The 26742-nt window shown below is 67.3% G+C and carries 24 protein-coding genes, 3 pseudogenes and 1 riboswitch; of the genes and pseudogenes, 11 read left to right on the top strand and 16 right to left on the bottom strand.

The window, feature by feature from the left end:
• Positions 1 to 12: 12 nt before the first annotated feature.
• The 3 genes from JGU66_03150 to JGU66_03140 form a co-directional block, all read right to left on the bottom strand.
• Positions 13 to 897: a hypothetical protein gene (locus tag JGU66_03150; protein MBJ6759743.1), complete on the bottom strand. Its 885-nt coding sequence runs from the start codon at positions 895 to 897 to the stop codon at positions 13 to 15.
• A gap of 123 nt (positions 898 to 1020) precedes the next feature.
• Positions 1021 to 2808, bottom strand: a complete 1788-nt coding sequence (locus tag JGU66_03145) for a hypothetical protein (protein ID MBJ6759742.1) — start codon at positions 2806 to 2808, stop codon at positions 1021 to 1023.
• A gap of 50 nt (positions 2809 to 2858) precedes the next feature.
• Positions 2859 to 3845: an AraC family transcriptional regulator gene (locus JGU66_03140; GenBank protein ID MBJ6759741.1), complete on the bottom strand. Its 987-nt coding sequence runs from the start codon at positions 3843 to 3845 to the stop codon at positions 2859 to 2861.
• A 147-nt stretch (positions 3846 to 3992) separates the two neighbouring features.
• Here JGU66_03140 and JGU66_03135 point away from each other — a divergent pair, with 147 nt between their 5' ends.
• From JGU66_03135 to JGU66_03115, 5 genes and pseudogenes are all read left to right on the top strand, one after another.
• Positions 3993 to 4412, top strand: a complete 420-nt coding sequence (locus JGU66_03135) for a DUF4267 domain-containing protein (protein ID MBJ6759740.1) — start codon at positions 3993 to 3995, stop codon at positions 4410 to 4412.
• 48 nt (positions 4413 to 4460) lie between these two features.
• Positions 4461 to 4985 (top strand): GNAT family N-acetyltransferase, encoded by a 525-nt coding sequence (locus tag JGU66_03130; GenBank protein ID MBJ6759739.1) that lies wholly within the window; start codon positions 4461 to 4463, stop codon positions 4983 to 4985.
• A gap of 860 nt (positions 4986 to 5845) precedes the next feature.
• Positions 5846 to 6265 carry a hypothetical protein gene (locus JGU66_03125; GenBank protein ID MBJ6759738.1) on the top strand — a complete coding sequence of 140 codons (420 nt, stop codon included), beginning with the start codon at positions 5846 to 5848 and terminating at the stop codon, positions 6263 to 6265.
• A 283-nt stretch (positions 6266 to 6548) separates the two neighbouring features.
• Positions 6549 to 6809 (top strand): annotated as a pseudogene (locus JGU66_03120) (transposase).
• Positions 6810 to 6902: 93 nt separating this feature from the next.
• Positions 6903 to 8469, top strand: a pseudogene (locus JGU66_03115) (ISNCY family transposase).
• 2 nt (positions 8470 to 8471) lie between these two features.
• Here the strand turns inward: JGU66_03115 and JGU66_03110 are convergent.
• A pseudogene (locus JGU66_03110) lies at positions 8472 to 8702 on the bottom strand (transposase).
• A 310-nt stretch (positions 8703 to 9012) separates the two neighbouring features.
• Here JGU66_03110 and JGU66_03105 point away from each other — a divergent pair.
• Entirely contained in the window at positions 9013 to 9687 is a 675-nt protein-coding gene (locus JGU66_03105; protein ID MBJ6759737.1) for a hypothetical protein, read from the top strand.
• A 9-nt stretch (positions 9688 to 9696) separates the two neighbouring features.
• On the opposite strand, the gene JGU66_03100 is transcribed toward JGU66_03105, so the two are convergent.
• Both JGU66_03100 and JGU66_03095 read right to left on the bottom strand, forming a co-directional pair.
• Positions 9697 to 10203: a hypothetical protein gene (locus JGU66_03100; GenBank protein ID MBJ6759736.1), complete on the bottom strand. Its 507-nt coding sequence runs from the start codon at positions 10201 to 10203 to the stop codon at positions 9697 to 9699.
• A gap of 25 nt (positions 10204 to 10228) precedes the next feature.
• Positions 10229 to 10957, bottom strand: a complete 729-nt coding sequence (locus JGU66_03095) for an NIPSNAP family protein (GenBank protein MBJ6759735.1) — start codon at positions 10955 to 10957, stop codon at positions 10229 to 10231.
• A gap of 92 nt (positions 10958 to 11049) precedes the next feature.
• Here JGU66_03095 and JGU66_03090 point away from each other — a divergent pair, with 92 nt between their 5' ends.
• Entirely contained in the window at positions 11050 to 12624 is a 1575-nt protein-coding gene (locus JGU66_03090) for a PLP-dependent aminotransferase family protein (protein ID MBJ6759734.1), read from the top strand.
• A gap of 56 nt (positions 12625 to 12680) precedes the next feature.
• Here the strand turns inward: JGU66_03090 and JGU66_03085 are convergent, their stop codons facing one another.
• From JGU66_03085 to JGU66_03045, 9 genes are all read right to left on the bottom strand, one after another.
• Positions 12681 to 13103 carry an acyl-CoA thioesterase gene (locus JGU66_03085; protein MBJ6759733.1) on the bottom strand — a complete coding sequence of 141 codons (423 nt, stop codon included), beginning with the start codon at positions 13101 to 13103 and terminating at the stop codon, positions 12681 to 12683.
• The gene (locus tag JGU66_03080) at positions 13093 to 13449 is read right to left on the bottom strand and encodes a hypothetical protein (GenBank protein MBJ6759732.1); all 357 of its coding nucleotides are present in this window, start codon (positions 13447 to 13449) and stop codon (positions 13093 to 13095) included. The genes JGU66_03085 and JGU66_03080 overlap by 11 nt, the downstream gene beginning before the upstream one ends.
• On the bottom strand, positions 13446 to 14648 hold the full coding sequence (locus JGU66_03075; protein MBJ6759731.1) for a thiolase family protein: 1203 nt from the start codon (positions 14646 to 14648) through the stop codon (positions 13446 to 13448). Before JGU66_03075 ends, JGU66_03080 begins: the two co-directional genes overlap by 4 nt.
• A 21-nt stretch (positions 14649 to 14669) precedes the next feature.
• The gene (locus tag JGU66_03070) at positions 14670 to 15401 is read right to left on the bottom strand and encodes a CoA-transferase subunit beta (protein MBJ6759730.1); all 732 of its coding nucleotides are present in this window, start codon (positions 15399 to 15401) and stop codon (positions 14670 to 14672) included.
• Between the two features lie 31 nt (positions 15402 to 15432).
• A complete protein-coding gene (locus tag JGU66_03065) occupies positions 15433 to 16341 on the bottom strand; it encodes a CoA transferase subunit A (GenBank protein MBJ6759729.1) in 909 nt (302 codons plus the stop codon).
• An 18-nt stretch (positions 16342 to 16359) separates the two neighbouring features.
• Positions 16360 to 17733, bottom strand: a complete 1374-nt coding sequence (locus tag JGU66_03060) for an acetyl ornithine aminotransferase family protein (GenBank protein ID MBJ6759728.1) — start codon at positions 17731 to 17733, stop codon at positions 16360 to 16362.
• 20 nt (positions 17734 to 17753) lie between these two features.
• Positions 17754 to 19313: an aldehyde dehydrogenase family protein gene (locus JGU66_03055; GenBank protein MBJ6759727.1), complete on the bottom strand. Its 1560-nt coding sequence runs from the start codon at positions 19311 to 19313 to the stop codon at positions 17754 to 17756.
• On the bottom strand, positions 19310 to 20674 hold the full coding sequence (locus tag JGU66_03050) for an aspartate aminotransferase family protein (GenBank protein ID MBJ6759726.1): 1365 nt from the start codon (positions 20672 to 20674) through the stop codon (positions 19310 to 19312). Before JGU66_03050 ends, JGU66_03055 begins: the two co-directional genes overlap by 4 nt.
• 262 nt (positions 20675 to 20936) lie before the next feature.
• Positions 20937 to 21151, bottom strand: a riboswitch (cobalamin riboswitch).
• A 185-nt stretch (positions 21152 to 21336) separates the two neighbouring features.
• The gene (locus JGU66_03045; protein ID MBJ6759725.1) at positions 21337 to 21903 is read right to left on the bottom strand and encodes a Crp/Fnr family transcriptional regulator; all 567 of its coding nucleotides are present in this window, start codon (positions 21901 to 21903) and stop codon (positions 21337 to 21339) included.
• Positions 21904 to 21995: 92 nt separating this feature from the next.
• On the opposite strand from JGU66_03045, the gene JGU66_03040 reads away from it, so the two are divergent.
• The 4 genes from JGU66_03040 (at position 21996) to JGU66_03025 (ending at position 25696) form a co-directional block, all read left to right on the top strand.
• Positions 21996 to 22790, top strand: a complete 795-nt coding sequence (locus JGU66_03040) for a hypothetical protein (protein ID MBJ6759724.1) — start codon at positions 21996 to 21998, stop codon at positions 22788 to 22790.
• 243 nt (positions 22791 to 23033) lie between these two features.
• Positions 23034 to 24158, top strand: coding sequence for a suppressor of fused domain protein (locus JGU66_03035; GenBank protein MBJ6759723.1), 1125 nt, complete (start codon positions 23034 to 23036; stop codon positions 24156 to 24158).
• A gap of 365 nt (positions 24159 to 24523) precedes the next feature.
• Positions 24524 to 24994, top strand: coding sequence for a MarR family transcriptional regulator (locus tag JGU66_03030; protein MBJ6759722.1), 471 nt, complete (start codon positions 24524 to 24526; stop codon positions 24992 to 24994).
• A 24-nt stretch (positions 24995 to 25018) separates the two neighbouring features.
• Positions 25019 to 25696 carry a VOC family protein gene (locus JGU66_03025; GenBank protein ID MBJ6759721.1) on the top strand — a complete coding sequence of 226 codons (678 nt, stop codon included), beginning with the start codon at positions 25019 to 25021 and terminating at the stop codon, positions 25694 to 25696.
• Positions 25697 to 25707: 11 nt separating this feature from the next.
• On the opposite strand, the gene JGU66_03020 is transcribed toward JGU66_03025, so the two are convergent.
• Positions 25708 to 26712 (bottom strand): zinc-binding dehydrogenase, encoded by a 1005-nt coding sequence (locus JGU66_03020; protein ID MBJ6759720.1) that lies wholly within the window; start codon positions 26710 to 26712, stop codon positions 25708 to 25710.
• Between the last annotated feature and the right edge of the window lie 30 nt (positions 26713 to 26742).

Here is a 26742-nt window from a genome sequence, read left to right as displayed (position 1 = left end):
GGAAGGGAGGACTCAGTCCTCGGGGAGCTTCTGGCCGCTGGACGGATCGCACGCGCCCACGAAGAAGATGCTGGAGGCGACCTTGGCGCCGGTGTTCTGGCGGTCCTTCCATCCCCCGGACTCGAACATCGACACGCGCTTCGCCTTCGTGTCGCCGAACACGATGGAGACGGGGCAGTCGTCGTTGTTGCGCCCCGCGTCCCAGTCGTACGCCTCGTCGATCCAGTTCTCCCCCACGCCGGACGTCTTCGAGTGGGCCGCATAGCGGCGCACGTAGCGCTTCACGTGGTTGCCGCACGACGAGTCCCCGTGGAACGCGTTCCACATGGTGAAGCCGCTGGTGCTCGTCACGAGCGCCTTGCGATAGCCGCCCTGCTTCCAGACCTGGTAGTCGCCGGACTGGCACGCCTTCACCACGGCGATGTTCAGCTTCCCGTTGCCCAGGCTCATGTGCGTGTCCGTGACGGCCGCGCAGGAGTCCGCGTTGGTGCCCATCACCAGCCAGCTGCGCAGGTACGTCTCGTTGTGGCCGCCGTGCGTGTGGACGAAGAGGACGTCCGCGTCATCCACGCCCGCGTTGAGCTGGGTGTCCTTCGCGTCCGCCGCCGCGCCCTTGGACGGGTCCGTCCACAGGTCCGTGCGCGCGCTCGTGTTGTTGAGCGTGCGAACGTCCGACCACTGACCGGCGTTCTTCAGGGAGTTGAAGTAGTCCGCGAACTCGGCCGCCGTCTTGGTGTGCACGGAGTGGGAGTCCGCGCTGCACAGGCCGTTGCTCGCGCTGCCGAAGTTGGCGATGCCGTAGACGTGCGTCTCGTTCGCCAGCGCCGCGGCGGGCAGGAGCACCGCTCCCGCGAGCGCCGCGCGCGTCCACCGCTTGGAATGCTTACGAAGTGTCATGGTCCGGGTCCCCCGTTTGGGTCAGCGTGGCGGCCGGAGTGGCGCGCGGTGTCTGCCGCGCGCGCTCCGGCCTCGCCCCCATCAACGAAGCCCGGGCCTTTTTCCCCTCACCTCACCCGCGCGTCAGTCCGCCTTCAGCGCGTTGAGCGTCACCGCGGGCCCACCCAGGGTGGGCGGCGTCCAGGTGTGCACCTTGCGGTTCTTCCAGTGGACGAACTTCAGCGACGGGTCCTCCAGCGGCACGTCGAAGGTGAAGGAGATGCGCGTGGGGCCCTCCGCGTCCGCCTCCACGATGCGGGCCTTCATGCCCTTCATGTCGAACTCGTCGCCCTGCGCCACCGGGTAGTTCTTGCCGCGGTAGATGCGCTCCTCGAGCATGTTGAGGTAGTGCTGCCCCTTGGGCAGCGACAGCTCGATGGAGTTGGGGCCGGTGCGCGTCACCTCCTGGTCCTCCGCCTTGTAGGAGAGCACCCACCAGTTCTTCGGCAGCGGCATGCCCGTGGACCACCACTGCACGGAGGCGTAGATGCCAATCGTGCCGCCCGGCGAGTTGAGCACCACCAGGCGCTGGTTCGGCAGCTCCTTGAGGTCGAGCGCCTCCTCGTAGCGCTTGTGCACGCGCACGAACACCTCGCTCATGTTGGTGTAGGCCTTGGCCGTCTGGGTCCAGACGTACGGCGAGGCCAGGACGTCCGCGAGGAACAGGACGCCAGCGCCCACCAGCACCAGCGCCGGACGGAGCTTGCGCGCGCGGCCCCGCCACGCGGCCCGCAGCGCCACCGCGAGGCCCACGGCCATGCCCAGGCTGGGCACGAGCAGCGTGCGCGAGCCCGCCAGCGGCGAGCTGGCCAGCCACGTGGAGAGGAACGAGCCGGTCAGCATCCACTTCACCAGCCGCCGCTCCTCCTGCTCCACCAGGGGCCACACGCCCCACAGCACGAGCGAGAACAGCGTCAGGCCGCCCAGGCCGATGAGCCGGAACATGGGGACGAAGGTCGAGTCGAGGATGTAGTCCACCGGCGCGCTGAGCGTCAGGCCGGCGATGGCGGCGGGCACGCGGTCGAACATCGCGGTGAACCACTGCGCCGGCGCACCGAACGGATCCAGGTGCGTGTCCTGGTGGGCCGCGCCATAGCCCAGCGCGCGGTACATCACGAAGTAGCCGGCAAACAGCACGCCGAACGGGATGAGCGACTTGAGGCGCTGCGCCCGATTGCCCGGCCCGATGAAGGCCTCATAGGTCAGCATGTACGGAATCATGATGAGCGTCGTCTCGGCGCTCGCGAGTCCCAGCGCGAAGGCGATGAGCGAGCCCACCAGCGCGCCCTTGCGCTGACGCTCGCGCCACTCGATGTGGAACCAGATGCCCAGGGTTCCAAACAGCATGGACATCAAGAGGACGCGGTAGGACAGCCACCCCACCACCGCCGCGTGCGAGCCGTTGACCGCGAAGAGGAACAGCGCGAACGCGGCCAGGGACGTGGGCAGCACGCGCTTGAACAGCAGCGCCACCAGCATCACCAGGCCCACGTACCAGAGCAGCGAGTGCACGTGGTACGCGACGACGACGCGGTTGTAGAGCAGGTGGTCCAGGCCGTACATCGCGCTGCCCAGCGGCCGGAAGAAGGCCAGCTTCACATGGGGCTCCACCCACCACGGGAAGATGCCGGCGTGAGACATCGCCGCGGTGTGCTCCGGGATTCCCGTCGCGGTGCGGTACACGTCGAAGTGCGTGTTGGCCAGCGGCGCGGGTTGAACCAGGTTGTCCCAGACGCCCAGCCAGACATAGTCGTCGAACATGAGGCCGCTGTTCAGGGTCAGCAGACTCAGCAGGCCCGCGGCCGCGACTGAAATCCAGAAATAGCGTCGAAACGACCAACCCTTGGAGGTCGGCGAGGAGGTGGTATCCATGTTTCAAGTATCTATCAGCGTGGTGGCCCCACGAGATAGGTCCCGCCAGGTCATCCGCTGGGACGGGAAGTGAAGGGCTTCGGGGATGAGGAAGGAACCCCGTCCCGAGGCTGGCTGCGGCGGTACTCGCCGGGCGGCACGCCGATGATGCGGCGGAAGGCGCGATTGAAGGCGAACTCGGAGGTGTAGCCGACGTGGCCCGCGATGGCGGCGAGGCCATCCTGGGTGTCCCGCAGCCGGCGCGCGGCCTCCTGCATGCGCAGCTGCGTGAGGTACTCGAGCGGCGCCATGCCGACCTCGCTGGCGAAGCGGCGCGCGAGCGTGGCCCGCGAGGTGCCGGAGCGGTGGGCGAGCGTGTCGACAGTCCAGGCCGTCCCGGGCTCCGCGTGCATCCAGCCCAGGGCGCTCGCGAGCGTCCGGTCTCCGAGCGCCCCGAGCCAGCCCGCGCCGCCGGGAGGTTGCGCATCCGCCCAGGCGCGCAGCATCTGAATCAAGAGGACGTCGAGCAGCCGCGAGGCGACGAGGGAGGAGCCTCGCTCCGCGCGCTCGTACTCCCGTTCCAGCAGGGCGATGGTGGGGAGCAGCTCTCGCGCTTCAGGGGAGGCGCCCCGGAGGTGGACCCGCTCCGGGAGCAGCTTCATGACGGGATGCGCGCCGGGGTCTTCGAACGCGAAGAAGCCGCAGATGAGGCGGGACTCCACGCCGGAGCCCCCCAGCAGGTACGACGCGGCGCCCTCCTCGCCACGGGTGGCCAGCCATTCGTCCAGATTGATCTTGGGGCTGCGGAGGGAATCGGCCACGGCGTGGCCCTCGCCTCGGGGGAGCAGCACGAGGTCGCCGGGGCCGAGCGGGACGTGCTCGGTGCCTTGGGTCAAGTGGCAGGTGCCGGCGATGACCAGGTGGAGGGTCGCGGTGGAGGTGGTGGGGAGGCGCAGTCCCCACGGCGCGCGAGCCACGGTGCGGCAGTAAAGCTGCCCGCGCAGGCGGGTGCGCTCCAGGATGTGCCCGAGCAAGTCCGAGGGATGTGAGAGGTCCATGCCCGTGAAGGTAGCAGGCGCATGCGGGGAACGCTCAGGCCATGAGCGTTTCAGGCAAAAGGTTGAGCGGCGGGCGAATGGTGCGTGGGGGCCGGATTCGGCACATTACGCCCATCAACGACGCACTCACTCCCTCGGAGAAACACAATGACTGCAACGGATACGAAGTTGTCCTGGAAGCTCAGCTCCCCCACGGCGGTGTTCACCTTGATTCTGGGAGGCTTCATGCTGTTCCTCAGCATCAACGGGGTGTTGAACCCAGTGGAAGCGGCCAAGGGGTTTGGCCTGTCGCTCACGGGGACCGAGGCCATCCCGTGGATGCATGTGAAGGCGGGGCGTGACCTGGGCATCGCGTTGGGGATCTTCGGGTTGGTGGCGGTCCGGCAGCGGGTGGCGGCGGGCGCCTTCGTCCTGGCCTCGATCGTGATGCCCACGGTGGATGCACTGACGGTGGTGCAGGCGGGGACCTCGGTGCCCTACGCGCTCATGGTTCACGGGAGCGCGGTCGTCTACGGCGTGGTGCTGGCCGCCGCGCTGCTGCGTCCGCGTGCGGTGCGCAGCGCTTGAGTCGAGCGCGCCTTGAAGCGCGATGGGCCCTTGGGGAATGGTGGGGCCATGGCCCCGCCGCTCCGAATCGACTGTGGTCCCTGTGTCCTGCGTCCCTGGAGGCGCGGGGACGAGGCGTCGCTGATTCAGCACGCCAACAATCGCGAGGTGTGGAGCCACCTTCGCGACCGCTTCCCGCATCCCTACACGGAGGCGGATGCCGCCTGGTGGATAGGGCATGCCTCGGGTGAGTCCGAGCCGTTGAATCTCGCCATCGAGGTGGATGGGGCGGCGGTGGGCTCCATCGGGCTGATTCCCGGCACGGACATCGAGCGGTACTCGGCGGAGGTGGGGTATTGGCTGGGGCAGGCGCTGTGGGGGCGGGGAATCGTCACGGCGGCGCTCAACGCGTTCTGCGCCTCGAGCTTCGAGCGCTTCGAGTTCATCCGGCTGTTCGCACTGCCCTTCGCGGACAACACGGCGTCCTGCCGGGTGCTGGAGAACGCAGGCTTCCAGCGTGAAGGACTGTTGCGCCGAAGCGCCGTGAAGGACGGCCGGGTTCGAGATCAGTACCTCTATGCACGCTTGCGTTGAGGTGCTGAGGGGGCCCTGTCTGATGGTGGGAAATGTGTTTGTGATTGGTGCCTGCTCGGGTGTCGTGTTGGTTTTGTGACTGTAGGAGGCCCTGCGAAGTTTCTTCGTGGTGGTGGATCGCAATAGCCTCGTGAGGGCGATTCGTTATCAATTGCCCGCGGGTCTTGTTTCTTTGCCAAGTCGAGATGGGGCGAGAATGATGCGCTACGGGGTGGCGGTGCTCATTCTGATGGCCGGCTGCGCGAGCGAGACCTGGTACATGCGGGAAGGTGCAGGAACTTGGTACGGAAAGACCCAGGATTCGATCGTTTGGGTGCGTGGACCTTGGTCGGCAATTCGCCCCTCCACGGATGTAGATGACGTGATTGACCAACTGTGTCCCGCAATCATGCAGTTGCCCGGTGCGGGCGATGGCGACTATGGGCAGGAGTACTGCGGTGTCATCTACTCGCTAGGCGATGGGGTCTACTATGCGAGCTATGGTTCGCCGCTGGGAAAAATTGGCCTCGTGGGCGCGGCACGCCGAAAGCAATGTATTCCGCCGTCGCGGGTCGTTGATGAGCGAGGGCGAACTGTTGGGTTGGCTGACTACCATGGCCACCCATGGGGTCCATCCCCGATGTCTGTCTTTGATTTCAGAGCGGGACCCAGGTCTGGTTTGTTCGGATCCAGTTCGACAAGAAATGCACGACCATGAAGTATGTCCCCTACCGACACGAACAGCGACCGGGTGAGGTCTACGTGCGGAGGGGCCGGACGTGGCAGTTGATCGGTTTGCTCCAGACTCAGCAGGACAAGGAGCTTGGCATTGTCACTTCGGTGGACGACGATTCCGAGTCCGGCGAGGATAGGGGCCGTCCATGAATCGAGTTCTCCTCTGGGTGGCGTGTTCCTCGCTGATGGGCTGCTCGCTTTTCCGGCAGCCGTTTCGACCGGAGCATGCCCCTGTCGAAGAGGCTTCGAGGTTCGAGTTTCCTTTGGGGTTTCCGCCGGGGGACCACGTCCTCATTCCGGGAACGCTTGCTGCCGCCGTTCAGCTGGCCATGGATGACTTCCTGCCTCGTGGAAGCACGCCGCATCGAGGAGCGACCGCCGATGAGGTTTGTCTCTACCAGCGGGACTCCTACGACACCTTGGCGAAGTTGATGTCGGACGAGGTTGTCCTTGTTTCCTTCACCCCCAAGAAGGGGGCGTGCATCCAGGACGGGATTGCTCTGGACCTGGGCGCGACCTACGCAGTGGACATCCGGAAGTGGCGCATCCTCGCGGTCCAGCGATAGCCCGCGATGACGCGCGGTGCAGTCGCTGTCTTTGAGGAGAGAGCCCTGTCTGGACTGGTTGCTGCCTAGTGCTCGGCCCGGGTGAAGTCCTCCGGACTTGAGTGTTGGCCCAGATAGGAGGCCGATATGAGGGCGCCAGGACTGAAGATGAGGCAAGCGGACAAGGCGGCGCTGGACGTGCTGATGCGCCGAGGCCGCCAGTCCGTGAGGGTGACATGCCCTGGGATTTTCGGACCAGCTGAAGCTTGAGAGGATGCCGCTCCGGGTACGACGGAGGCAGGCGGTGAAGAAGAGTCGGTTCAGCGAGGAGCAGATGGTCGCGATTCTGCGCGAGGCGGAGCGGACGTCAGTCCCGGAGACCGCGAAGAAGCACGGGGTGAGCGAGCCGACGGTGTACGCGTGGCGCAAGCGCTTCGGGGGAATGGACGCCAACGACACGAAGCGGCTGAAGCAACTGGAAGCGGAGAATGCCCGGTTGAAGAAGCTGCTGGCCGAGCGGGACTTGGACATCGAGGTGCTGAAGGAAATCCAAGCAAAAAAACTACGCCGGCAAATATGGCCCGCGTCCTGGATGTTTCCCCTCTGAGAGGGGGACACCATGGCACGGACGACGGCTCGCCCAGTCGCTACCCGCGAAGTGAGGCTCGACAGCGAGCGCAGGCGCTGCGAGGCATGTGGCACGAGGACCCGAGCAGCCTGGCGCTCTCGTCGTTGCGTGACGACGCTCACCGGGTGCGTGGGGCTGTCCGTGCAAGTGCGGGTATGCCACCGGGAGGGCTGCCTGCTGGAGGGCGTGTCGCTGAGAGCCGAAGGCGAGGGCCGTTGGGTACTGCCTGAGCACGAGTTCGGCCTGGACGTGCTGGCCTTCATTGGAGAGCAACGTTACCGGGAGCACCGCAGCGTGCCCGAAATCCACGCCCGGTTGCGCCGAGAGGGCATCGCCATTTCCGAGCGCACCTGCACCAACCTGCTCGACCGGTACGACGAACTCGTCAGCCTCAAGCTGCTCGACGCTGGACGACCGCAACTGGCACTCAAACGTCAGGGGCGAGCAGTGCTTGCCATTGATGGACTCGCTCCGGATGTGGGCCACGAGGTGCTGTGGGTGGTGCGCGAATGCCTATCGGGGCAGGTGCTGCTGGCCCGCCCCCTGCTGTCTGGGAGCGAGCAGGAACTCGTGCCACTCCTCGAAGAAGTGAAGCGCGCGTTGGGGCCACTTCCCATCGCCGGCGTGGTGTCCGATGGGCAGAGGAGCATCCGCAACGCCTTGGCCCATGCGCTGCCTGGGGTGCCGCACCAACTCTGTCATTTCCACTACCTTCGTGAGGCGGCTCGGCCCCTCTACGAGGTCGACCGGCATGCAAAGAAGGAGTTGAAGAAGCGGGTACGCGAGGTGAGGAGAGTCGAGCGTGCAGTGGAAGGCCGCCAGGATGTTGGCGCCCGCGCCACGCGCGCCTACGCAGCGGCCGTCAGGAGCGCGCTCACCGACGACCACCGCCCGCCTCTCAATCCCTCCGGCCTCCTGCTGCGCAGGCGCCTGGGCGCGATTGAGAAGAGCTTGGAGCGGGTGTCCAAAGGGGGCCTGCCCACCGGAGTTGAGCCGCCTGCGAGCGGTGCTACGCAAGGCATTGAGAGCCACGGCCAGCATGTGGCCCCGCCTGGAGCAGGCATACCAATGGGTGGAGCGCACGGCGGCCATTCTCCATAACGAGCCCGGCCTGGACGCAACAGGTGTGCGCCGCAGACTCTCCTCGCTGTTGGCCACTCTGGTGCGCTGGACTCGCCGCCGTCACCGGGGAGTCCTTCGTCACGCCCTCGCTCACTTCCTCCTCGAGACGCGCCGCTATTGGAAGGGCCTCTTCCATTGCTACGACGTGCCCGAGTTGCCTCGCACCGACAATGACTTGGAGCATCTCTTCGGCACCTGTCGTTACCATGAGCGGCGCGCCTCGGGCCGCGTGCGCGGGAGCGCGGGCCTCGTCGTGCGCGGCGCGGTGCGGTTGCCGGCCATCGCCTCGGCCCACCTCCTGCCCGCGCTTGACGGCCCCCACCTGGCATCGGGAGACATCAATGACTGGCGCCAACTGCGCGCCCAGCTTGAGCAGTGACGCGTCCCTCGCATCATGGGCCGTCGTTTCCGCGCCAACCCGGAGGCCTACCTCCGAGGCATCGAAGTGGAGCTCAGGCCATATTTACCGGCGTAGTTTTTTAGGATGTCGCGCTCCTCGCGCAGCACCCGTATCTCGCGACGCAGCCGCGCGAGTTCAGCGCGCTCATCCGAGGCGGCACTGCTCGCCCTGACAGCTGGCCTGCTTTCGCCGTTGCTGCTGGGGGCGCCGCTGCTGCTCCCCTCCAACTGCTTCCTCCAGTTGCGGATGCTCTGCTCGGTGCATCCGAACTCTCTCGCGAGACTCTTGCCGGACCGGCCGGCCTTCATCAGTTCGACGACCCTCTCACGGAACTCCGGTGGGTACGGGGGCGTGACTTCGGCATCGTGGGACCCTTTTCGCACAGCGGGTGGGACTCCACGAAACCGGGGTAACTTCACACGATGTCTGGTTGGGGCCGGCTGGAAGATCGGCCTGCATGTAGGGAGTGGTTGCAATGCGCGGCTTGGGGGCTTTCCCGCTATGCTGCGCGCCATGGTCTCCGGGTTCAGCGCTGTCCCACGTCTGGTGCTGTCGGCGGTCCTGCTGGCTGTGCCCTCGGCGGAGGCGCTCCCTGTCGATGTGCCTTCCCCCAAAGGGATGCCGACCTCTGCCCTCAATGACAACAGCGCGATTGGCGAACTGTTGCAGCCGGTGGCCCAGGCCCTTGTTGAGGGATTGGTCTACGCGCTCCGGGACGGTGGGACGCATCACGAGCGACTGGACACGGAGCCGCCAGGTGAGGGCCTGGGCTTGCGCCACGCCCGTCCCCTCACGATCAGGACCGGAGCCCAGGCGTTGTTGCTGCGCGACGGCAGCGCCGTGGACTTCTTCCTGGGCATGGACATGGAGCGATGGGGCGTGGCAGCGCGATGGATGCGGTCGTCGCCCAGGAGTCGTCAGTCGGGCTCGGCCTTGATGCTCGCGGAGCTTCGGATTGCGTGGGCACTCCATGCGTCCGAGTTTGCTCGGCTTCGACTGGAGGCCGGCGCGGGTGCCTTGATGGCTCCCGACACGGAGCGAATCGGTCCCATGGCGGGGCTGTCATTCGAAGGCTGCATGTGGGGGCCACTCGACCTGGAGCTTCGTGCCCTGGTGACCCCGCTCCCATACCGACAGGTGGATGGGTCAGCGGGGCTGGCGGCGCACGTGGGAGCCCTCGTGGTGCGCGGCGGTGTGCGCGGCATCTACCTGGACCACGCAGGCGTCGAGGCAGCTCACGCGCGTGATGGCGGGCTCCTCGGGCTCTACTTGGGGATGGGCGTCGACTTCTGAAGACGTCACTCAGGCGCCCGCAGGGAGCGCTGCGTCCTTCGTCACGCGGGTGAACTCCATCACCCAGTTGGTCTCCCAGACCTCTCCATCAAGCGAGAACGCCTGCTCCCAGCGCGCGCGGTCGGTGCCCAGGCGCGTCCAGCGGAAGACCACTTGGATGGGTCTGCCTCCGTCCGTATCCTCGCCGTAGAAGTGGCCGACATCGCCCGTGAAGCCGCCCAGCACAGGTGGCAGCAACACGCCGCTCCGGCTGTCGATCCAGTAGATGGACCAGCGCCGCTCCTTCAGGTCGAACGTGCGCAGCGCCATGCCCGAGAAGCCGGGCTCGAAGTCCGTCTCCTCGACGTTCGTCAGGCCGCCCATGTGAGGCTGGCAGCGCATCCGTGACGTGAACACATCCCAGTCATTGCTGCCGACGAACCGCTGCTTCAGCTTGCGGTTCACGCAGGTCCATTCGCCCATGACGAAGTCGAAGTCGCGCACGGTGCCCGTGGGCAGAGGAGGAAGGGGCTTCATGGTGCAAATCCTTTCAGGTGCTCGCTCAGCGCAGTTCCGAACGGGAGGTCGGGGCGAGGGTCAGATGTTCCAGTGGCGCGCTCAGCCACGGCTGAAGAGACTCGCGCCAGACCGTGGACTCCGCTCGGCGTCGCACGTGCTCGCGGTGCTGTTCGCTGTCGGGGAACACCGTGAGCCACGCGAAGACATGCTCACCCGTTCGCACGGGCAGGGCTGGGAAGGTGTTCTCCTGATAATCGGTCTGGTACCGCGCCGTGGGTAAGGCACCGAGGCTCCCGAGCACCGGGCGCACGTGTCGCTCGAAGTGGGAGAGGAGCGCGTCATCCGCGGGGGCTTTCAGGTAGCAGAGCGTGACGTCCACGCGTGACGCGGGACGGGCCGCTGTTCCGTGTAGCGGACGAGGCTCGCTGGGATGCGGGAGGCCCGTGTGTGGGCTGACCGGACGAAGGAGCAGGACGTTGTCGGAGTCCACCATCGTCGCGTTCGCCGCGTTCCGGTGCGCCTTCCACACCGGTCCTCCGTAGAACGAGCGCAGCGCGTTTCCCCGTGACGCCATGTCGCGGAAGCCACGCATCCACACGAATCGGTCCGGCTGTCCTTCGTCTCGGAACTGCCCGATGAGATGCATCCCCTCGGCTTCCTGCGTCTCGATGAAGTGCTGTTCGAAGAGGGAGATGAGCACGTCGCGCTGGCCAGGATGGAGGGTGTACTGGCGCAGTTCGAGCACAGAGCAGCAGGAGCCGGGGGACGACATGGTGACTTCCAGGGGAGTGGGTCCGGGCGCCATCCTTGCCCGAGGACTGGTAGGGTCACAAAGACCACTTTCGTGCGAATCGGCCATACCAGTTGAAGACCTCCATGGGTGTCGCTTCCTCGTTGCTGCTGCGGCTCGACACGCGGTCGGCCGTCCCGCTCCATGAGCAGATTTTCGAGGGCATTCGAGCGCGCATCCTGTCCGGCGCGCTGGCGCCCGGCCTGAGGCTGCCGTCCTCCCGTCAGCTCGCGGTCGAGTTGGATGTGGCTCGGAGCACCGTCCTCCAGGCGGTGGATGCCCTCACGTCCGAGGGCTATCTGGTGGCTCGCGCTGGCTCCTGCACGCGCGTCGCTCCCGAGTTGCCCATTGTCCCGGAGGTTCGAGGCCGGACCACTGTGTCGCCCTTGGCTGCCGATGTCGCGCAAGTCGCCAAGTCGGTGCGCTCCAAAACACGAGCGTCGCTGCTCTCCGATGAGCGCGGTGGGCGAGTCATTCTCGAGCCGAGGTCCGGTGCCCGTGCGCGAGGGGGCGTGTCTTCGCCGGTGGGGGCACCCCGCTTGGGCTCCGCGCCGCGTGCATTCCGTCCCGGAGTGCCCGCGCTCGACTTGTTTCCGACCGCGCTGTGGGGACGTACGGTGTCTCGCGTCCATTCCCGGGCGAGCACGGCGTTGCTCGATGGTGGAGACCCTGCTGGCCACGCGTCGCTTCGCGAGGCCATCGCCACGCATGTGTCCTCCTCACGTGGCGTCCACTGTGCTCCGGAGCAGGTCTTCATCACGGGAGGGACCCAGCAAGCCATCGATGAGATCCTCCGGCTCGCGGTACGGCCCGGGGAGTCCGTATGGGTCGAGGACCCTGGCTATTCGGGGGCGCGACGCGCGGTGCTCTCCGCGGGTGCGAAGCCAGTGCCGGTGCCCGTGGACTCGGAAGGACTCGATGTGGCCTTGGGCATCGCCCGTGCTCCTCGGGCGCGAGCCGCGGTGGTGGTGCCCTCGCATCAGTATCCGCTGGGCTCCACGCTGAGCCTCGCGCGCCGCATGGCGCTGCTCCAGTGGGCGAAGCGTTCGCGCGCGGTCATCATCGAGGATGACTACGACAGCGAGTTTCGACACCGAGGGCGCCCGCTCACCGCGCTTCAAGGGCTCGATGACTGGGGCTGCGTGGTCTACGTGGGCACGTTCAGCAAGTCGATGTTCCCTGGGCTGCGCTTGGGCTTCTTCATCGCGCCGCCGGCTTGGGTGGAGGTCGTCGCCTCGGCTCGGTCCACCGCGTCTGCGCCTGCTTCGTCCCTGGAGCAGGCCGCGCTCGCGGCCTTCCTCTCGGGAGGACACTTCGCGCGCCACCTGCGCCGGATGCGCGTGGCCTACCGAGAACGCGGTGAGGCCCTGCTCGATGCGTTGCGCGCGGACTGTGCGGGGGCATTGACGCCTCGGCCCTGTGACACCGGCATGCAGGTGTGCGCGTCGCTCGCGGCGCCGTGGTCCGACGTGCGCGTGCGAGACGAGGCGGCTCGCCTGGGCGTGGAGGTGGCCGCGCTGTCGGATTACTTCCTGGGCCGGCGCCGGGAGTCGGGCCTCGTGTTTGGCTTTGGGTGCGTGCGCCCGGAGGCGCTTCGCGCAGGGACGCAACTCCTCGCGCGGGCGCTGGACGCGGCCCGTCCGCGGTGAGCCGGACACCCCGTGCTCGAAGCTCCGGGCCTTCGCGAGTCACCAGGTGCTGGGAGTCACGGCTGTGGCTGGGGCAGCGGCGGCACAGGCGTGGGCTTCCCATGCGCATCGAGGGCGACGAGCACGAAGCGCCCGCGCGTGCCGAGTTGCCTGTCCCCGGTGAGCAGGTCCTCCGCGAACAGGTCCACTTCCACCGTCATGGACGTGCGCCCCGTGGCGACAATCCGGGTCACCAGCTCCACGAGCTGCCCCTGTCGCACGGGGACATGGAAGTCCACGCGCTCGCTGTTCGCGGTGACCACGGTCCGTCGCGCGTAACGAGATGCGCCGATGAACGCGGCCTTGTCCATCAATGCCAGGGCTTGTCCTCCGAAGAGGGTGCCGTAGTGATTCGTCTGCTCGGGGAAGACCATCTCGATGAGACGGGCCTCGGTGACGAGCCCTGCTTCGATGCGCTGGGGAGGGGCCTCAGGGGTCATGGCGATGCTCGGGCGATGAATGAGAGGGATTGGGTGGGACGCTGCCTCGGCGAACGAGGGTGAGCGAGTCGGGGCGTGTTCCCACCAGCAGTCGCTCCGCATCCCAGCTCCACACGTCGTCGGTCCTGTCAGGCGGTGGGCCGCCGAAGGTGGGCAGCTCCGTCCAGGGGAGGTCGGTGAGCAGGGCGCCATGGCGTCCGAGCACCGCCGCGAGTACGTCCAGAGAGGGAATGCCGCCCGTCTCGGCGCGCTGCCCGCGGAGCGAGGCGCGGTAGCTCCACTCGCGCGTGGGCGCATCCTCATCGAGGAAGATGCGCAGGACTCCATTCCGGGACTGCTCTTTCATGCGGCACGCTCCACGCTCATCGCGAGCCCCTGCCCCACGCCAACGCACAACGTCGCCAGTCCCCGGCGCACGTCCCGGTTTCGCATCGCGTGCACCAGGGTGGTGAGGAGGCGTGCGCCGCTGGAGCCCAGCGGGTGTCCCAGCGCGATCCCTCCGCCATGCACGTTGACGCGCTCCGGTGACACCTCCAGGTCGCGGATGCACGCCAGCGCCTGCGCGGCGAAGGCCTCGTTCAACTCCAGCAAGTCGACCGAGTCGATGCTCCACCCAGCGCGAGCCAAGGCCTTGCGTGTCGCGGGCACCGGGCCCACGCCCATGTAGCGCGGATCCACGCCCACGCTCGCGCTGCTCACATAGCGCGCCAGCGGCGTGGCCCCGGTCTCGCGCAGCCCGCGCTCACTCATCAACAGGAGCGCGGAGGCGCCGTCGTTGAGCGTCGAGGAGTTTCCTGCCGTGACACTGCCGCCCTGACGAAAGGCGGGCTTCAGCGCGGCCAGTCGTTCCAGCGAGGTGTCCGCGCGAGGACCCTCATCGGCCTCCAGCTTCGTGGCGACTCCCTTGGGTTGGAGCACCTCGACCGAGACAAGCTCGCGAGTGAAGGCGCCTGCCTCACGCGCAGCCACCGCCTTGCGGTGTGAGGCGAGCGCGAAGCCATCCTGGGCCTCGCGCGAGATGCCCCACTTCTCGGCGACGTTCTCGGCGGTCTCGCCCATCTGCTCCAAGGGGAAGAGGGCCGCGAGGCGTGGGTTGGGATAGCGCCAGCCCAGGGCCGTGTCCCAGGCCTCCCACTTGCCAGAGGGGAAGCCGTCCTCGGGCTTGGGCATGGACCAGGGGGCGCGCGTCATCGACTCGACGCCCCCCGCGAGCACGATGTCTGCCTCACCCACTTGGAGCATGCGGCAGCCTTGGATGACGGCTTCCATTCCGCTGGCGCAGAGCCGGTTGACGGTGACGCCGGGAACGGAGGCGGGCAGTCCCGCGAGCAGCAATGCCATGCGCGCGACGTTGCGGTTGTCCTCGCCCGCCTGATTGGCGCAGCCGAGGAAGACCTCGTCCACCCGCGTGCCGTCCAAGGTGTTGCGCTCCAGGAGCGCACGCAAGACATGTGCGGCCAGGTCATCCGGTCGCACGCCTCGGAGGGCGCCCCGGAACCTGCCAATGGGAGTGCGGATCGCGTCGACGATGAAGGCCTCGGCCATGAATGCTCCGTGTGGGGTTCGTTAGAGATAGAGGCGCTTCGGATCGAGCTTCTCGCGCAGCAGCGTGAGCACGGAGGCATCCGGGTCCGCGGACTGGCGCACGGTCTCGGCCACGCGCAGAGGCCAGCCACAGGACTGCCGCACCTGCTCGGGCGTGACGCCTGGATAGACCTCGGTGAGCACCGCCTCGCCCGTGGCGTCGAAGTCGAGCACGCCCAGGTCCGTGATGATGCGGGTGGGGCCGCCGCCGGGCATGCCCAGCTCCTGGCGGCTCCGGCCGTTCACCCGGTGCCCCGGGCTGGTGATGAAGTCGCAGGCCTCCACGAAGGTGCGCCGGCTCATGCGCATGACGATGAGCAACCGCCGGGTGTGCACCGCAATCTCACACGCGCCGCCGCTGCCGGGCAGGCGCACCTTGGGATTGGCGTAGTCGCCGATGACCGTGGTGTTGATGTTGCCCCAGCGGTCCACCTGCGCGCCGCCCAGGAAGCCCACCTCGATGAGGCCGCGCTGGAGCATGCACTGGAAGATGTCTGCTTGCCCCACCACGGCGAGCGAGTTCGTCACCAGGGACGGGTCGCCAATGGACACGGGCAGGCGCTCCGGCATCGCGCCCACCGCGCCCGACTCGTAGATCATGAAGAGTCCTGGCGCGTGAAGCTCTCGCGCCAGGTTGCACGCCAGGTTGGGCAGGCCGATGCCCACGAAGACGACGTCCCCGTCTCGAAGCTCCTGCGACGCGCGATAGGCCATCCGCTCGGAGGCGGTGGGACCTGCTCCTGTCTCAATAGCCATAGTCCACCCCCTCGCAGACGCGCGCCTTGGCGCGGAGCGTGTCGAGCAGCCCGCTCTCCAGCCTCGCCAGGTAGCCCTGCCGGTCCTTCACGCCGTAGACGAACTCCTCCAGCCACGCGCGATAGGTCTCGGGCTGGCGGGAGATGTCCTCCCACTTCACGTAGAAGTCGTTGTCCCGGTCGTGGAAGCCCTGCACGAAGCTGGGATGACAACCCCAGGGCTCGTGCACCACGTGCGAGACGATGATTCCAGGCACCAAGGTGCGGTTGGGGTCTCGGCGAATCAGCGCGGTGGAGACGATCTCCTCGGCCACGACGATGACCTTGCGCGCGGCGAAGGCCGCTTCCTTCTGCGAGCCGAGCAGGCCCCAGACCTGGGCGTTGCCCTCCCGGTCCGCACGCTGGCAGTGGATGATGGCCACGTCGGGATGGAGGGCCGGCACGGTGGCCAGCTCGCGCCCCGTGTAAGGACATTGCACCGTCTTGATGGCTGGGTTCACGCGGGCGATGTCGCCGCCCTGGTAGTTGCTGAGCGGCCAGAACGGGAGCCCCGCGCTGCCGGCCATCAGCCGGGACAGCAGCCCGAAGTGCGAGTACTCCTCCAGCTCCAGCCGCTCGGGAGATGACGCCTCGCTGCGGCGGCGCAGCGCGTGCAGGCTGCCCACGCCGGGGTTGCCCGCCCAGCTGAAGACGAGCTTGCGCACCGCGCCGGCCTCGATGAGCTGATCGTAGACAAGGTCCGGCGTGAGGCGGATGGCCGTCAGGTCTCGGAACCCCTGGCGGATGATTTCATGTCCGGCCGCGAAGCAGATGAGATGGGTGAAGCCATCAATCACCAGCGAGCTGCCGTTGCGCACGCTCGCGGCGATGGCTTCCTTCATGGAACAGAGCTTGTTCATCGATGCGCCTCGCGGGCTTCAGAGCTTCACGCTCTCGTCAGAGGGCTGGGAAAGGGGCACGGGGAGGGGAAGCTCCCGCAGGCACTCCTCGAGGATGCGCAGCATGACTCCGACTTCGTGTGGGCCCACCACCAGCGGCGGGGCGAAGCGGATGGTCGACTTGCCGCAGGACAGCAGCAGCAGCCCCTTGCGGAAGGCGAGCTGCTCCAGCGCGGCCACGTAGGCGCCGGCGGGGTCTCGCGTCCCGGGGATGACGAACTCCGCGCCCACCATCAGGCCCACGCCGCGCACGTCTCCGATGACGGGATGCTTCGCCTGGAGTTCGCGCAGTCCGTGCATGAGCAGCTCGCCGGTGGTGCGCACCGAGTCGAGGAGCCCCTCGACCACGTCCAGGGTGGCGAGCGCCGCCGCGCAGCACACGGGGTTGCCGCCGTAGGTGCTGCCGTGAGAGCCGCGAGGCCACGTCATCACCGACTCGCGCGCGATGATGGCGCCCAGCGGCATGCCCGAGGCGATGCCCTTCGCGGACACGAGGATGTCTGGCATCACGCCGAAGTGCTCGGCCGCGAACATGTGGCCCGTGCGCCCGATGCCCGACTGCACCTCGTCGAAGACGAGCAGGATGCCGTGCGCATCGCAGATGCGGCGCAGGTGCTGGAGGAAGCTCGCGGGCGGGACGACGTAGCCGCCTTCGCCCAGGATGGGCTCCACGAAGATGGCCGCGACCTCGCGTGGGTCCACGTGGTTGACGAACCACTCCCGCTCCAGCGCCAGCGCCGGGTTGCAGGCGTCACCGCACGCATCGGGCGCGCAGCCGTTGGGGCAGTGATAGGGATTGGCGTACGGGAGGTGGATGACGCCGGGGAGCAGCGGCCCGAAGAAGGCACGCTGGGCCACCTTCGATGAGTTGAGCGAGATGGCGCCGTAGGTGCGGCCATGGAAGCCGCCCTTGAAGGCCACGACGTACTGCCGCCGGGTGTGGTGACGCGCGAGCTTGAGCGCTCCTTCCACGGCCTCGGTGCCGGAGTTGGTGAGGAAGACGCGCTTGGGTCCCATCTCGGGCAGGTAGCTGGCGAGACGCGCGCAGACGCGAGAGAACGCGTCGTAATAGAAGTCGGTGCCGCAGATGTGCAGGAAGCGGTCGGCGGCGGCGTGGATGGCTTTGACCACGGTGGGGTGGGAGTGCCCGGTGGACGCCACCGCGATGCCTGCCATGAAGTCGAGGAAGCGGTTGCCATCGACGTCGTAGACCCAGGGGCCCTCGCCTCGCTCGACGACCAAGGGATATTCCTTGATGTACGAGGGCGAGCTGTGGCGCTGGTCCATGGCGATGATGGCCTGCGCGTTGGGGCCTGGGGGCGCCACCTTCACTTCGGGAAAGAGCTTGCTCATGTGGCCTTCCTCGCGGGGCATCAGCCCATCCGCGTCTGCGCCTGCTCGCGCATGAACTGGGAGACGTAATAGGGACCGCAGCCGCCCTTGCCGGACGCGCCGCTGGACTTCCAACCGCAGAACGACTGCACCCCGGGCCAGGCGCCTGTCGTCGCGCCCGTGCCTCGGTTGGCGTAGAGGACACCGGCCTCGGCCTCGGACATGAAGCGCTCCACGTCCTCGGGGGCGCGGCTGAAGATTCCGGCGGTCAGGCCATAGTCGCAGTGGTTGGCCAACCGCAGCGCTTCATCCAAGGTGCGGAAGCGGGTGACTCCGACGAAGGGGAGGAACAGCTCCTCGCGCATCAAGCGATGGTCGTGCGCCAGCGCGACCACGGTGGGCTCCACGAAGTGGCCCCGCGCGAGGTCGCCCTCCAGTCGCGGACGCCCGCCTCCCGCGATGATGGCGCCGTCCCGACGCGCATCGTCCACCGCGCGCTCGAAGCGCTGGACCGCCGCGGCGTTGATGACAGGGCCGGTGAACACCGACGCGAGCGACGGGTCCCCCACCTTCGCCTCGCGCGCCTTGCGCGCCAGCCCGTCGGTGAAGTCGTTCAGCAGGGACTCGTGAACGTAGATGCGAGACAGCGCGCTGCACTTCTGTCCGGACAGGCCAAAGGCGGAGCGGAAGCAGCCCTCGATGGCGAGTTCGAGGTCCGCGTCGCGGCAGACGATGGCGGGGTTCTTCCCACCCAACTCCAACAGGCAGGGGCGCACGCGGCCCGTGGACAGGTGCCGGTGGATGTCCATGCCCACCGCTTTGCTCCCGGTGAACGAGACGCCGTCCACGCCCGGATGGCGCACCAGCGCCGCGCCGAGCGACTCCCCTTCGCCGTGCACCACCTGGAACACGCCGGGAGGAAGGCCCGCATCCGCGAGCGCGTGGTACAGGCCCTCGGCGCACCACGGCGTCTCCTCGCTCGGCTTGAGGATGACGGCGTTGCCACCCAGCAGTGCGCCCGCGCTCATCCCCGCCGCGAGCGCCAGCGGGAAGTTGAAGGGCGCGACCACGGCGAACACCCCATAGGGGCGCAGCACGCTCAAGGTGTGCTCGCGCGGAGCGAGGCTCGCCATGGGACGGCGGAAGCCCTCGGCCTCCTCGAGCTGTCGGGAGTAGTAGCGCAGCAGGTCCGCGGACTCCTCCACGTCCCCCAGCGACTCCAGCCGGCTCTTGCCGACCTCCAGCGTCATCCGCGCGGACAGCTCCAGTCGTCGCTCGGAGATGAGGTCCGCGGCCTTCCGGAGGATGCGCACGCGCTCCTCCCAACTCGTGGCGCCCCACGTGCGCTGGGCCTCGCGCGCGGCGCGCACCACGCGGTCGAGCTCCGAGACCGGCGTGCGATGGAAGGAGGCGAGCAGTTCGTCCGGGCGCGCGGGGTTGCGACTCTCCAGCAGGTCTCCGCTCTGATACGGCGCGCCGGCGATCCACGACGGAAGCCGCGCGCCCAGCGTGCCTCGGACCGAGTCGAGCGCCGCGTCGAACTGGGCGTGCAGCGCGGACAGGTCCGCATCCAGCACCGAGTAGGTGATGCGAAAGCTCATGACGCCTCCTGGAAGAAGTGGTGGATGCCGCGAGAGAGCGTGTCGACCAGCTCGTCGACCTCCGCCTCGGTGATGACGAGCGGCGGGCCGAGCATGAGCAGGTCGCCGTTCGTCCCATCGGCGTGCCCGGTGTTGGACCAGAGGACGAGGCCCTGCTCGAAGAGCGCCGCGAGCAGGCGCTCCACGACCTTGCGTGCGCGCGGGAAGGGGCGGCGGCTGGCGGTGTCCTCCACCAGTTCGATGCCCGCCATCAGCCCCACGCCCTGCACCGAGCCCACGTGGGGCAGGCTCAGCAGGGACTCGCGCAGCCGTCGCTGGAAGTGCGCGCCCACCTGCGCGGCATGGGCGACCAGGTCGTGGCGCGCGTAGTAGTCGAGCACGGCGAGTCCGGCCGCCGTCATCGCGGGCGCCTGGAGATAGGTCTGCGCGTGCATGAAGCCGCCGGAGCCTCGGCGCATCTCTTCCAGGTGCTCCTGTCTCGTGAGCACCGCGCTCAGCGGCGCGTAGCCACCCCCGAGTCCCTTGCCCAGCACCAGCAGGTCGGGCGTGAACTGGAACTGCTCACTGGCGAAGAAGTGCCCGGTGCGTCCGCAGCCGCACATGACCTCGTCGGCGATGGTGAGGATGCCGTGCTTGCGGCACAGCGCGCTCACCTGCTCGAAGTAGCCCGGAGGTGGAGGAGAGGCGCCCGCGGACGAGCCGATGACGGGCTCGGCGATGAAGGCGGCGATGGTGTCGGGCCCTTCGCGGCGCAGCGTTTCCTCCAGCAGCTTCACGTAGTGAGCCGCGCCGTCGCGCGCGTAGTTCTCCAGCCCGGAGCGGTAGGGGTAGGGCGCGGGCGTGGTGACGACCTCGGCCAACATCGGCCCGAAGAACGTCTTGTAGTGAGGGCGCCCCGAGAGCGAGAGCGCGTAGAGCGTGTTGCCGTGGTAGCCGGGCACGCGGGCAATCACCTTGGTGCGCTGCGGCTGACCGCGCTCCACCCAGAGCTGCCGGGCGAACTTCACCGCCGCCTCCACGGCCTCCGAGCCCGAGCACAAGAACGCGGCGCGGTTCAGTCCCGAGGGGGCGAGCGCGCACAGTCGCGAGGCGAGCTGCTCGGTCACGTCGGTGGTGAAGTGCGTGCCATTGACGTAGGCAACGCGGAGCAGTTGCTCGTGGATGCGCTCGACCACCTCGCGGTTGCCGTGGCCCACGCTGGCCACGAGCGCTCCGGCGGAGGCATCGAGGTAGCGCTTGCCGCGCGCATCGAAGAGATGCACGCCCTGGCCATGCGTCACCACGGGGAACTCGCGCGTCAGATTGCGCAGGAGCACATTCCCCTGGGGGTAGCGCACGCTGGTTGCTTCTTCGTCCCGCATCCGTCGGTCCTCCACGCAGCGCGGGCGACCGAGGTCGCCCGACAGGGCTCCCGCGTGGAAGAAGGGCTGTCACGATGCACGCGAGCGCGCACCAGGCTCGGGGAAGAGCCCACGGACCGACCTTCGCCCCCACGGGCGACTGGAGACACGAGGGGTGAAGGTTCGGAAAAGCCGAGACGCGACGAGGCTCGACGGAGCGCCCGCGCTGCTCGGACCTTCCGGCCGTCCCACGCGGCTCCAGGTCGAAACCGGCCATGGATTTCTCCCACGGTCGGATGCGGGCAGGTCTTCGGGCTCGTGAGCGCTTCGGCTTTGAGGGCCGGCTTCCTACTGCCCGTCACTTCCCAGCCCCCAGAGGGAGCCAGTGTCATGGACGGGGTTCGTTCTCACTGACCGCTGCGGGGCAGCCCCGGAATTACACCGGGTTCCCTTTTAAGCCTGGACCGAGATCCAGGCACCAGCACGGCGCGGTTTGTACAGGTGGCTTCTTCGCGGTGTCAAGCGGCGAGCCCGCGAGGTGGGCGCGTGAGGGCATTCGGCGCTCGATGCCTGACAACGCCACACGCGAAGCCGGAGGGCCGAAACATTGTCACGGCACGTGACAGGGCGCTGTCGAGATGGAAGTGATTGAGCGATGCGAACCAGGGGGCTTGGGCGCGCGCTCATTCTGTTTCGGAGCGTCGTTTCAACCGACCGATGATGCGGCTCAAGGAGACCGGGGTGATGCCCAGATAGGCGGCAATCTGGTGTTGAGGCACTCGGCCCACCAACTCGCCCTGGTCGCGGCGGAACGCGAGGTAGCGGTCCGTGGCGTTCAATCGCAGCAGTTGATACTCCCGCTCCTCGCGTTCGAGCAGCAGCGACTCCGCCACCTTGCGGCCCAATTCCTGCCAACAGGCATGGCGGCCATAGAGCACTGTGATGTCGGAATGGCTCATCACCAGCAGGGCCGTCTCTTCCAACGCCTGCACGTTGAGGATGGAAGGTGCGCGGCTCAAGAGGGAGGCGTAGGCACCCGCGAGCTGACCTTCGGCCGCGAAGCCTCGAACGACCTCGCTGTCATTCCGGTCGAGGTAGTACTTGCGGATGAGTCCACGGAGGACCCAGCCGAACTCCATCGCGACGTCGCCCGCGCGAGTCAGATACTCGCCTCGGTCGAGGCGCCGAGGGCGAAAGAGGGTTCGCGCGAAGCGCCACTCGTCGTCCGGCACGGGGGCGAGCTTTCGCATGTAACTCAGGAACGCGTCGGAAGGGTGCGGCGTGAGCATCGTTATCCCAGGATAACGCCAGGCAGTCCGAGTTGGGCGTAGAGAGCGTGCACATGCACACCTCGTCCCTCCATCGCCATCCGCTGCTCGAGCCTGGTTTCCGCATGGTCGCTTACCGGGGCGGCGGCGGAGAGCGCCCCGAGAACACGATGCCCGCGTTCGAGCACGCGGCCCGCGTCTCGGAGCGCATCGTGCTGGAGGTCGACATCCAGCGCAGCCGCGACGGTGTCCTGGTTGCGATGCATGACGAGACGGTGGACCGCACCACGGACGGCAAAGGGCGGGTGGACGGGCTGACGGTGGAGCAGCTCCAGGCGCTCGACGCGGGCTTCTCATTTCAGGATGCAGAGGGCGCGCATGCCCACCGAGGCGCGGGTGTGCGGGTGCCCACGCTGGATGAGCTGCTCGCGGCGCATCCTCGGGCGCTCTTCGCGCTCGACGTTCACACTCAACATCCGGAGGTGTCGGGGGAGTTGGTGAGGCTGATTGAGCAACACCAGGCGCAAGGACGGGTCGTGGTCGTGAGCGAGCACACCGCGGTCGTCGAAGCCACGCGGAAGCTTCGTCCGGATTGGCTCTACTCGGCGACGGCGCGGCAGGCGCGCACGCGGTTGGTCCTGGAGCGTCTGCGGCTGGACTGGCTTGCGCCCGGAGGTCCTTGCATCCTCATGGTGCCGGAGCGCCATGCGGGGCTCCAAGTGCTCACCCGCCGGCTGATTGACGTCGCACATCAGCGGGGCGAGCGCGTTTGGCCGTGGCTCGTCGAGACGCCCGCCGACGCCCAGCGCTTCATCGACCTGGGCGTCGACGGTTTCTTCACGCCGTTCCCCAGCCGGTTTCATCGGTGACCGGGACTTGCCGCGCCTGCCACATGCCATTTCTGGTTCCCACCCAGGTACGGAGGGGTGCTTGCCGTTCAGCCCCTCCTCTCATGCGTGGAGGGCGCGCTGTCCTGGACGGCGCGCTGGCGGAGAACGAGCAGTCGGGCAAATGGGAACCGCCCGAACTCGTTTTCATGGTAATCATGCATGATGAAACGTGCGTCGTGGTTGATTTGCGTATGCCTCTTCTTTGGGGAGTCGGCCTCAGCCATGTTCGTCTCTGAGGATTCCAAGCGGCTGAATTACAAAGTCGTAGTCGTGTCGGAGGATCGGGGGCTGCCGCTCTCCATCGTCCACAGACTCCACGAGGCGCTTCCGGCGGAGTCCAAGGGCCGGCTGACAGGCATTGGGTTTGGAGCCACTCGGTCGGTCTCTTTCGACTTCACGCCACCGGAGGTCGAGCCGATCGATGGCTATCAAGTGCGAATGCATGTCTATGCCATTGAGTCGGGCAGTGTTGTGCCTGAGAGCGAATGGGCCGTGGCGGAGGCGCGAGCACTCGCAGGCGTCGACGGGCTCCTGTTTGCGATACGTTGCGACACCAATAATCAGTGCGACGGAGCGAAACTGGAGGGACGAATCCGAGCGTCCCTGGAGAAGGCTGGATACGATTGGTCAAAGGTTCCGGTGGCGTACGAGGTTCACCCCAAAGATGCCGGTTCCAAGCCCTCGCTCGATGCAATCAGGGCGAAGTTGGGCGGTACGCACAATCGCCCCGTCGTTCTCGCCGGTGATGGAGCCATGGCGATGACGCGCGAGGTGCTTTCGGCCTACCGAGTGGGGAACCTGAATGCTCCGGCCTCAGAGGAGGCCATCGCTGCGTCCGAGCGAAAGAAAGTGCGAACATTCGCATTGGGCGAGCTGTACAAGAACGCCGGCCCGGGAACTGCGCACTCCTTCCCCGCGAAGGTCGTGGGCGAGCCGGACATCTTCGTGTTCTGCTTTTTTACCACTGACCAACGACCGTATGTCACCTACGCGACCTTCGCGCGCCGTCTGGGTGCGTACGAACTGGTTGCCCATGCGCCGGATGTTGATGAACAGGTGATGAGCGCCCTCGCCAGCATCAACTCCGGCGACTTCAAGCCCTATGCATTGGTTGAGTCGACAAATCCACGCCGCTCCTTCCTGCTCGTTCCTCCGTGGGGCTGGCCTCGCGATGTCGCGAAGGCAGAGGTGGGCTTCCTTCAGGCCGTCCCTGTGACCAATAAGGAGCGCTCTTTCGGGAAAAAGGCCGGCGGGCGCGCGTTGGCTGAGAGGCTGAACCTCGCAGTGCATGGTCCCGCGTTCGGATGGAAGAGGGCGGAGAAGGATTCCGTCGTTTCCGACGACTGACCCCTCGATACGATGACTGTACGGCGATGGAGGTCATCGTTCTCGTGGGCCACAGCGGTATTTCCTGAGAGATGCTGCTCCATAAGAAGAGTTGCCCCGTCGCGCGAGGGCTGCCGCTGGCCGAACTGCTGACAGCCGCCAACGCTTAAGACAGGCACGAACTCTTCCCGCTGCTCGACTTGGCGTTGGTGGTGAACCTTCCCTGGGATGGCGATGCTTTCGAGTCGACGATGTGCGCAGGTCCGACAGCCATATTGGGTTCCTTGTCCTCAGTTGCTGCGTCCGGCTCCTGTGAGGGCGCGCCCTCATCGCTATTGGGGAACAGTCGTTTTGACAGGCACCTGTCGTCATGGCAGAAATTGGGCATGAGTCAGTTGACGCCCGAGGGCGAGGCCATCGCGCGGTTGAATGTGGAGGTCTTCCGGCTGAATGGACTGTTGCTGGAGGCGGGAGATCGGCTGAGCGCTCCGGTGGGGCTCAGCAGCGCGCGGTGGCAGGTGCTCGGGGTGGTGGACCATGGCCCCGAGCCCGTGGCCACCATTGCGCGAATCATGGGGCTGCGGCGCCAGAGCGTGCAGCAGACGGCGGACGCCCTGGAGAAGGATGGGTTCATCCAATACGAGGAGAACCCCTTTCATCGGCGGGCGAAGCGAGTCGCGCTCCTTCCGAAGGGGCGCGAGGCCCTCCGGCGCGTCGAGTTGGAGCTGGCGAAGTGGGCCAATCGACTGGGGGCCACGTCGCGCGTGAAGGCACTGCATGGCGCGCTGGAGACCCTGCGGCAACTCCGAGAGAGCCTGGAACAGGACCGCGCGCAGTGGGACGACGGGAGTCCGTGAGCGGACGGAGCGAGGGCTGAGTCCATGAACGCTGTCACCATCCCCATGTTGCCGTGTGTTTCACTGACCGAGAGCCTGGGGTTCTACCGCGCCCTCGGGTTCTCCGTGACGTATCAGCAGGTCTCGCCCAATCCCTATGCGGTGGTGCAGCGCGAGGATGTGCAACTGCACCTCTTTGGCCAGAAGGGACTCAACCCGGCCGAGTCGTATGCCTCCTGCCTGATTGTGTTGGATGAAATTGACGATCTGCACGAGGTCTTCCTGGAGGCGCTGCGGCGCTTCCAAGGGAAGGTCCCCGTCACGGGTATCCCGCGCATCGCTCGCAAGCGAAAGGGACAGAGCCGCTTCCACGTGGTGGACCCAGGCGGCAACTGGCTTCGCTTCGTGAAGCGCAACCATCCGCGCGAGGTGCCGGAGGCGGAGTCTGCTCGGAGGAAGAGTCAGTCGAAGCTGATGACGGCGCTCCAGACGGCGAGCAAGCTGCGTGACTTCAAGGGGGATGACGCCGCGGCGGCCAAGGTGCTCGACGCGGCGCTGGCCCGCGCCGAGCAGAGTGTTCCGCTGGAGCGGGCCCGAGTCCTCCTCGCGCGCGCGGAGCTGGCGTCGGTGTTGGGCGAGCCCGCGCGCGAGGCCGCGGTGCGTGCGGAGCTGTCGGCCCTGCCACTCTCGGCTGGGGATCGCGAGCAGCTCGCGGACGCGTGAGCGCTTGCCGTTCAGGCTCCTTCGCGCGCGGCGCGGTTCATCCGGAAGAAGCGCTTGCCGGCCTCGGGGCGCAGGGCGGTTTCCTTCACCGCGACCTGGAAGTCCTCCAGGTCGTGGGCCTGCGCCATGGGGATGCGGAAGGTCTCTGGGGCCGTGAGCTTCGCGAGTCGCTGGAGCAGCTCCTGGTCCTCGGGCTTCGGCGGGTCGAAGAAGTACCGGTACACGTGGGCGCGCAGGTGGAGGTCCTTCATCAAGAGGTCGAAGTTGTGGAGGGCGAATCGCTCCGGGCTGTAGCCGCCGTACACAATCGCAGTCGCGCCCGGGGCACTCTCGTGGATGAGGGCTCCGAGCAAAGGGCCTCCCACCGCGTCGATGATGCCGCGGAGTCCCTGGCCCTGCGTGATGGCCCGGAGCCGCGGCCCGAGGGCAGAGAGGTCCTCGGGAAGCTCCAGGACCGAGGAGGCACCGTACTGCTCCAGGTCCAGGTGGGGCTGGCGCTTTCGCACCAGGGAGAGGACCTTCACGTCTCGCATGCGCGCGAACTGCGCCACCATGGTCGCCACGGTGGAGTGGCCCGCGGTGAGTGCGAGCCATTGTCCCGCGCGCGCTTGGGCCAGTTCGAGCAGGTCCCACGCGGTGATGACGTTGAAGAACTGCGCTGCCTTCTCCAGGGGATAATCGGAGGGGAGCGGCATGAGCCGTTCGGCGGGGAGCACCGCGTACTCCGCCCAGGTGTCGACGTGGCTGAACGTGACGAGGGTCCCCGGCTTCCACGAGACGCCGTCGCCCACCTGGGTGATGATCCCCGCGCCATGGTTGCCGGCGATCTGCCCTGGGAACTGGGGCTTCTTCGGCTCCGGATAGAGCCCCTGGATGAAGAGGAAGTCCCCCGGGTTGATGGATGCCGAGCGCATCTCGACGAGCACTTCGCCCGCGCGGGGCTTCGGTACGGGAACGTCTCTGAGTCGCAGCACTTCCGTGGGCGGGCCCAGTTGATCGAATGCAATCGCCTTCATGGTGTGCCTCCCTCCCGGCGGTTCGCCGGA

It is taken from the genome of Myxococcaceae bacterium JPH2, from assembly GCA_016458225.1.
In the GTDB taxonomy this organism is placed as follows: Bacteria; Myxococcota; Myxococcia; order Myxococcales; family Myxococcaceae; genus Citreicoccus.
Note: the sequence above shows the minus strand (reverse complement) of the source record. Positions and strands in the feature narration are given on the sequence as shown.

Excerpts from the sequence above, each read along its gene's own strand:
- JGU66_03095 (MBJ6759735.1), bottom strand. The coding sequence starts at position 10,957 with ATGTCGTCCCCCGGCTCCTGCTGCTCTGTGCTCGAACTGCGCCAGTAC.
- JGU66_03040 (MBJ6759724.1), top strand. The coding sequence starts at position 21,996 with ATGCACACCTCGTCCCTCCATCGCCATCCGCTGCTCGAGCCTGGTTTC.
- JGU66_03100 (MBJ6759736.1), bottom strand. The coding sequence starts at position 10,203 with ATGAAGCCCCTTCCTCCTCTGCCCACGGGCACCGTGCGCGACTTCGAC.
- JGU66_03105 (MBJ6759737.1), top strand. The coding sequence starts at position 9,013 with ATGCCGACCTCTGCCCTCAATGACAACAGCGCGATTGGCGAACTGTTG.
- JGU66_03080 (MBJ6759732.1), bottom strand. The coding sequence starts at position 13,449 with ATGAAAGAGCAGTCCCGGAATGGAGTCCTGCGCATCTTCCTCGATGAG.
- JGU66_03125 (MBJ6759738.1), top strand. The coding sequence starts at position 5,846 with ATGAATCGAGTTCTCCTCTGGGTGGCGTGTTCCTCGCTGATGGGCTGC.
- JGU66_03035 (MBJ6759723.1), top strand. The coding sequence starts at position 23,034 with ATGTTCGTCTCTGAGGATTCCAAGCGGCTGAATTACAAAGTCGTAGTC.
- JGU66_03020 (MBJ6759720.1), bottom strand. The coding sequence starts at position 26,712 with ATGAAGGCGATTGCATTCGATCAACTGGGCCCGCCCACGGAAGTGCTG.
- JGU66_03045 (MBJ6759725.1), bottom strand. The coding sequence starts at position 21,903 with ATGCGAAAGCTCGCCCCCGTGCCGGACGACGAGTGGCGCTTCGCGCGA.
- JGU66_03060 (MBJ6759728.1), bottom strand. The coding sequence starts at position 17,733 with ATGAGCAAGCTCTTTCCCGAAGTGAAGGTGGCGCCCCCAGGCCCCAAC.
- JGU66_03070 (MBJ6759730.1), bottom strand. The coding sequence starts at position 15,401 with ATGGCCTATCGCGCGTCGCAGGAGCTTCGAGACGGGGACGTCGTCTTC.
- JGU66_03075 (MBJ6759731.1), bottom strand. The coding sequence starts at position 14,648 with ATGGCCGAGGCCTTCATCGTCGACGCGATCCGCACTCCCATTGGCAGG.
- JGU66_03055 (MBJ6759727.1), bottom strand. The coding sequence starts at position 19,313 with ATGAGCTTTCGCATCACCTACTCGGTGCTGGATGCGGACCTGTCCGCG.
- JGU66_03150 (MBJ6759743.1), bottom strand. The coding sequence starts at position 897 with ATGACACTTCGTAAGCATTCCAAGCGGTGGACGCGCGCGGCGCTCGCG.
- JGU66_03145 (MBJ6759742.1), bottom strand. The coding sequence starts at position 2,808 with ATGGATACCACCTCCTCGCCGACCTCCAAGGGTTGGTCGTTTCGACGC.
- JGU66_03130 (MBJ6759739.1), top strand. The coding sequence starts at position 4,461 with ATGGCCCCGCCGCTCCGAATCGACTGTGGTCCCTGTGTCCTGCGTCCC.
- JGU66_03065 (MBJ6759729.1), bottom strand. The coding sequence starts at position 16,341 with ATGAACAAGCTCTGTTCCATGAAGGAAGCCATCGCCGCGAGCGTGCGC.
- JGU66_03030 (MBJ6759722.1), top strand. The coding sequence starts at position 24,524 with ATGAGTCAGTTGACGCCCGAGGGCGAGGCCATCGCGCGGTTGAATGTG.
- JGU66_03140 (MBJ6759741.1), bottom strand. The coding sequence starts at position 3,845 with ATGGACCTCTCACATCCCTCGGACTTGCTCGGGCACATCCTGGAGCGC.
- JGU66_03085 (MBJ6759733.1), bottom strand. The coding sequence starts at position 13,103 with ATGACCCCTGAGGCCCCTCCCCAGCGCATCGAAGCAGGGCTCGTCACC.
- JGU66_03025 (MBJ6759721.1), top strand. The coding sequence starts at position 25,019 with ATGAACGCTGTCACCATCCCCATGTTGCCGTGTGTTTCACTGACCGAG.
- JGU66_03050 (MBJ6759726.1), bottom strand. The coding sequence starts at position 20,674 with ATGCGGGACGAAGAAGCAACCAGCGTGCGCTACCCCCAGGGGAATGTG.
- JGU66_03135 (MBJ6759740.1), top strand. The coding sequence starts at position 3,993 with ATGACTGCAACGGATACGAAGTTGTCCTGGAAGCTCAGCTCCCCCACG.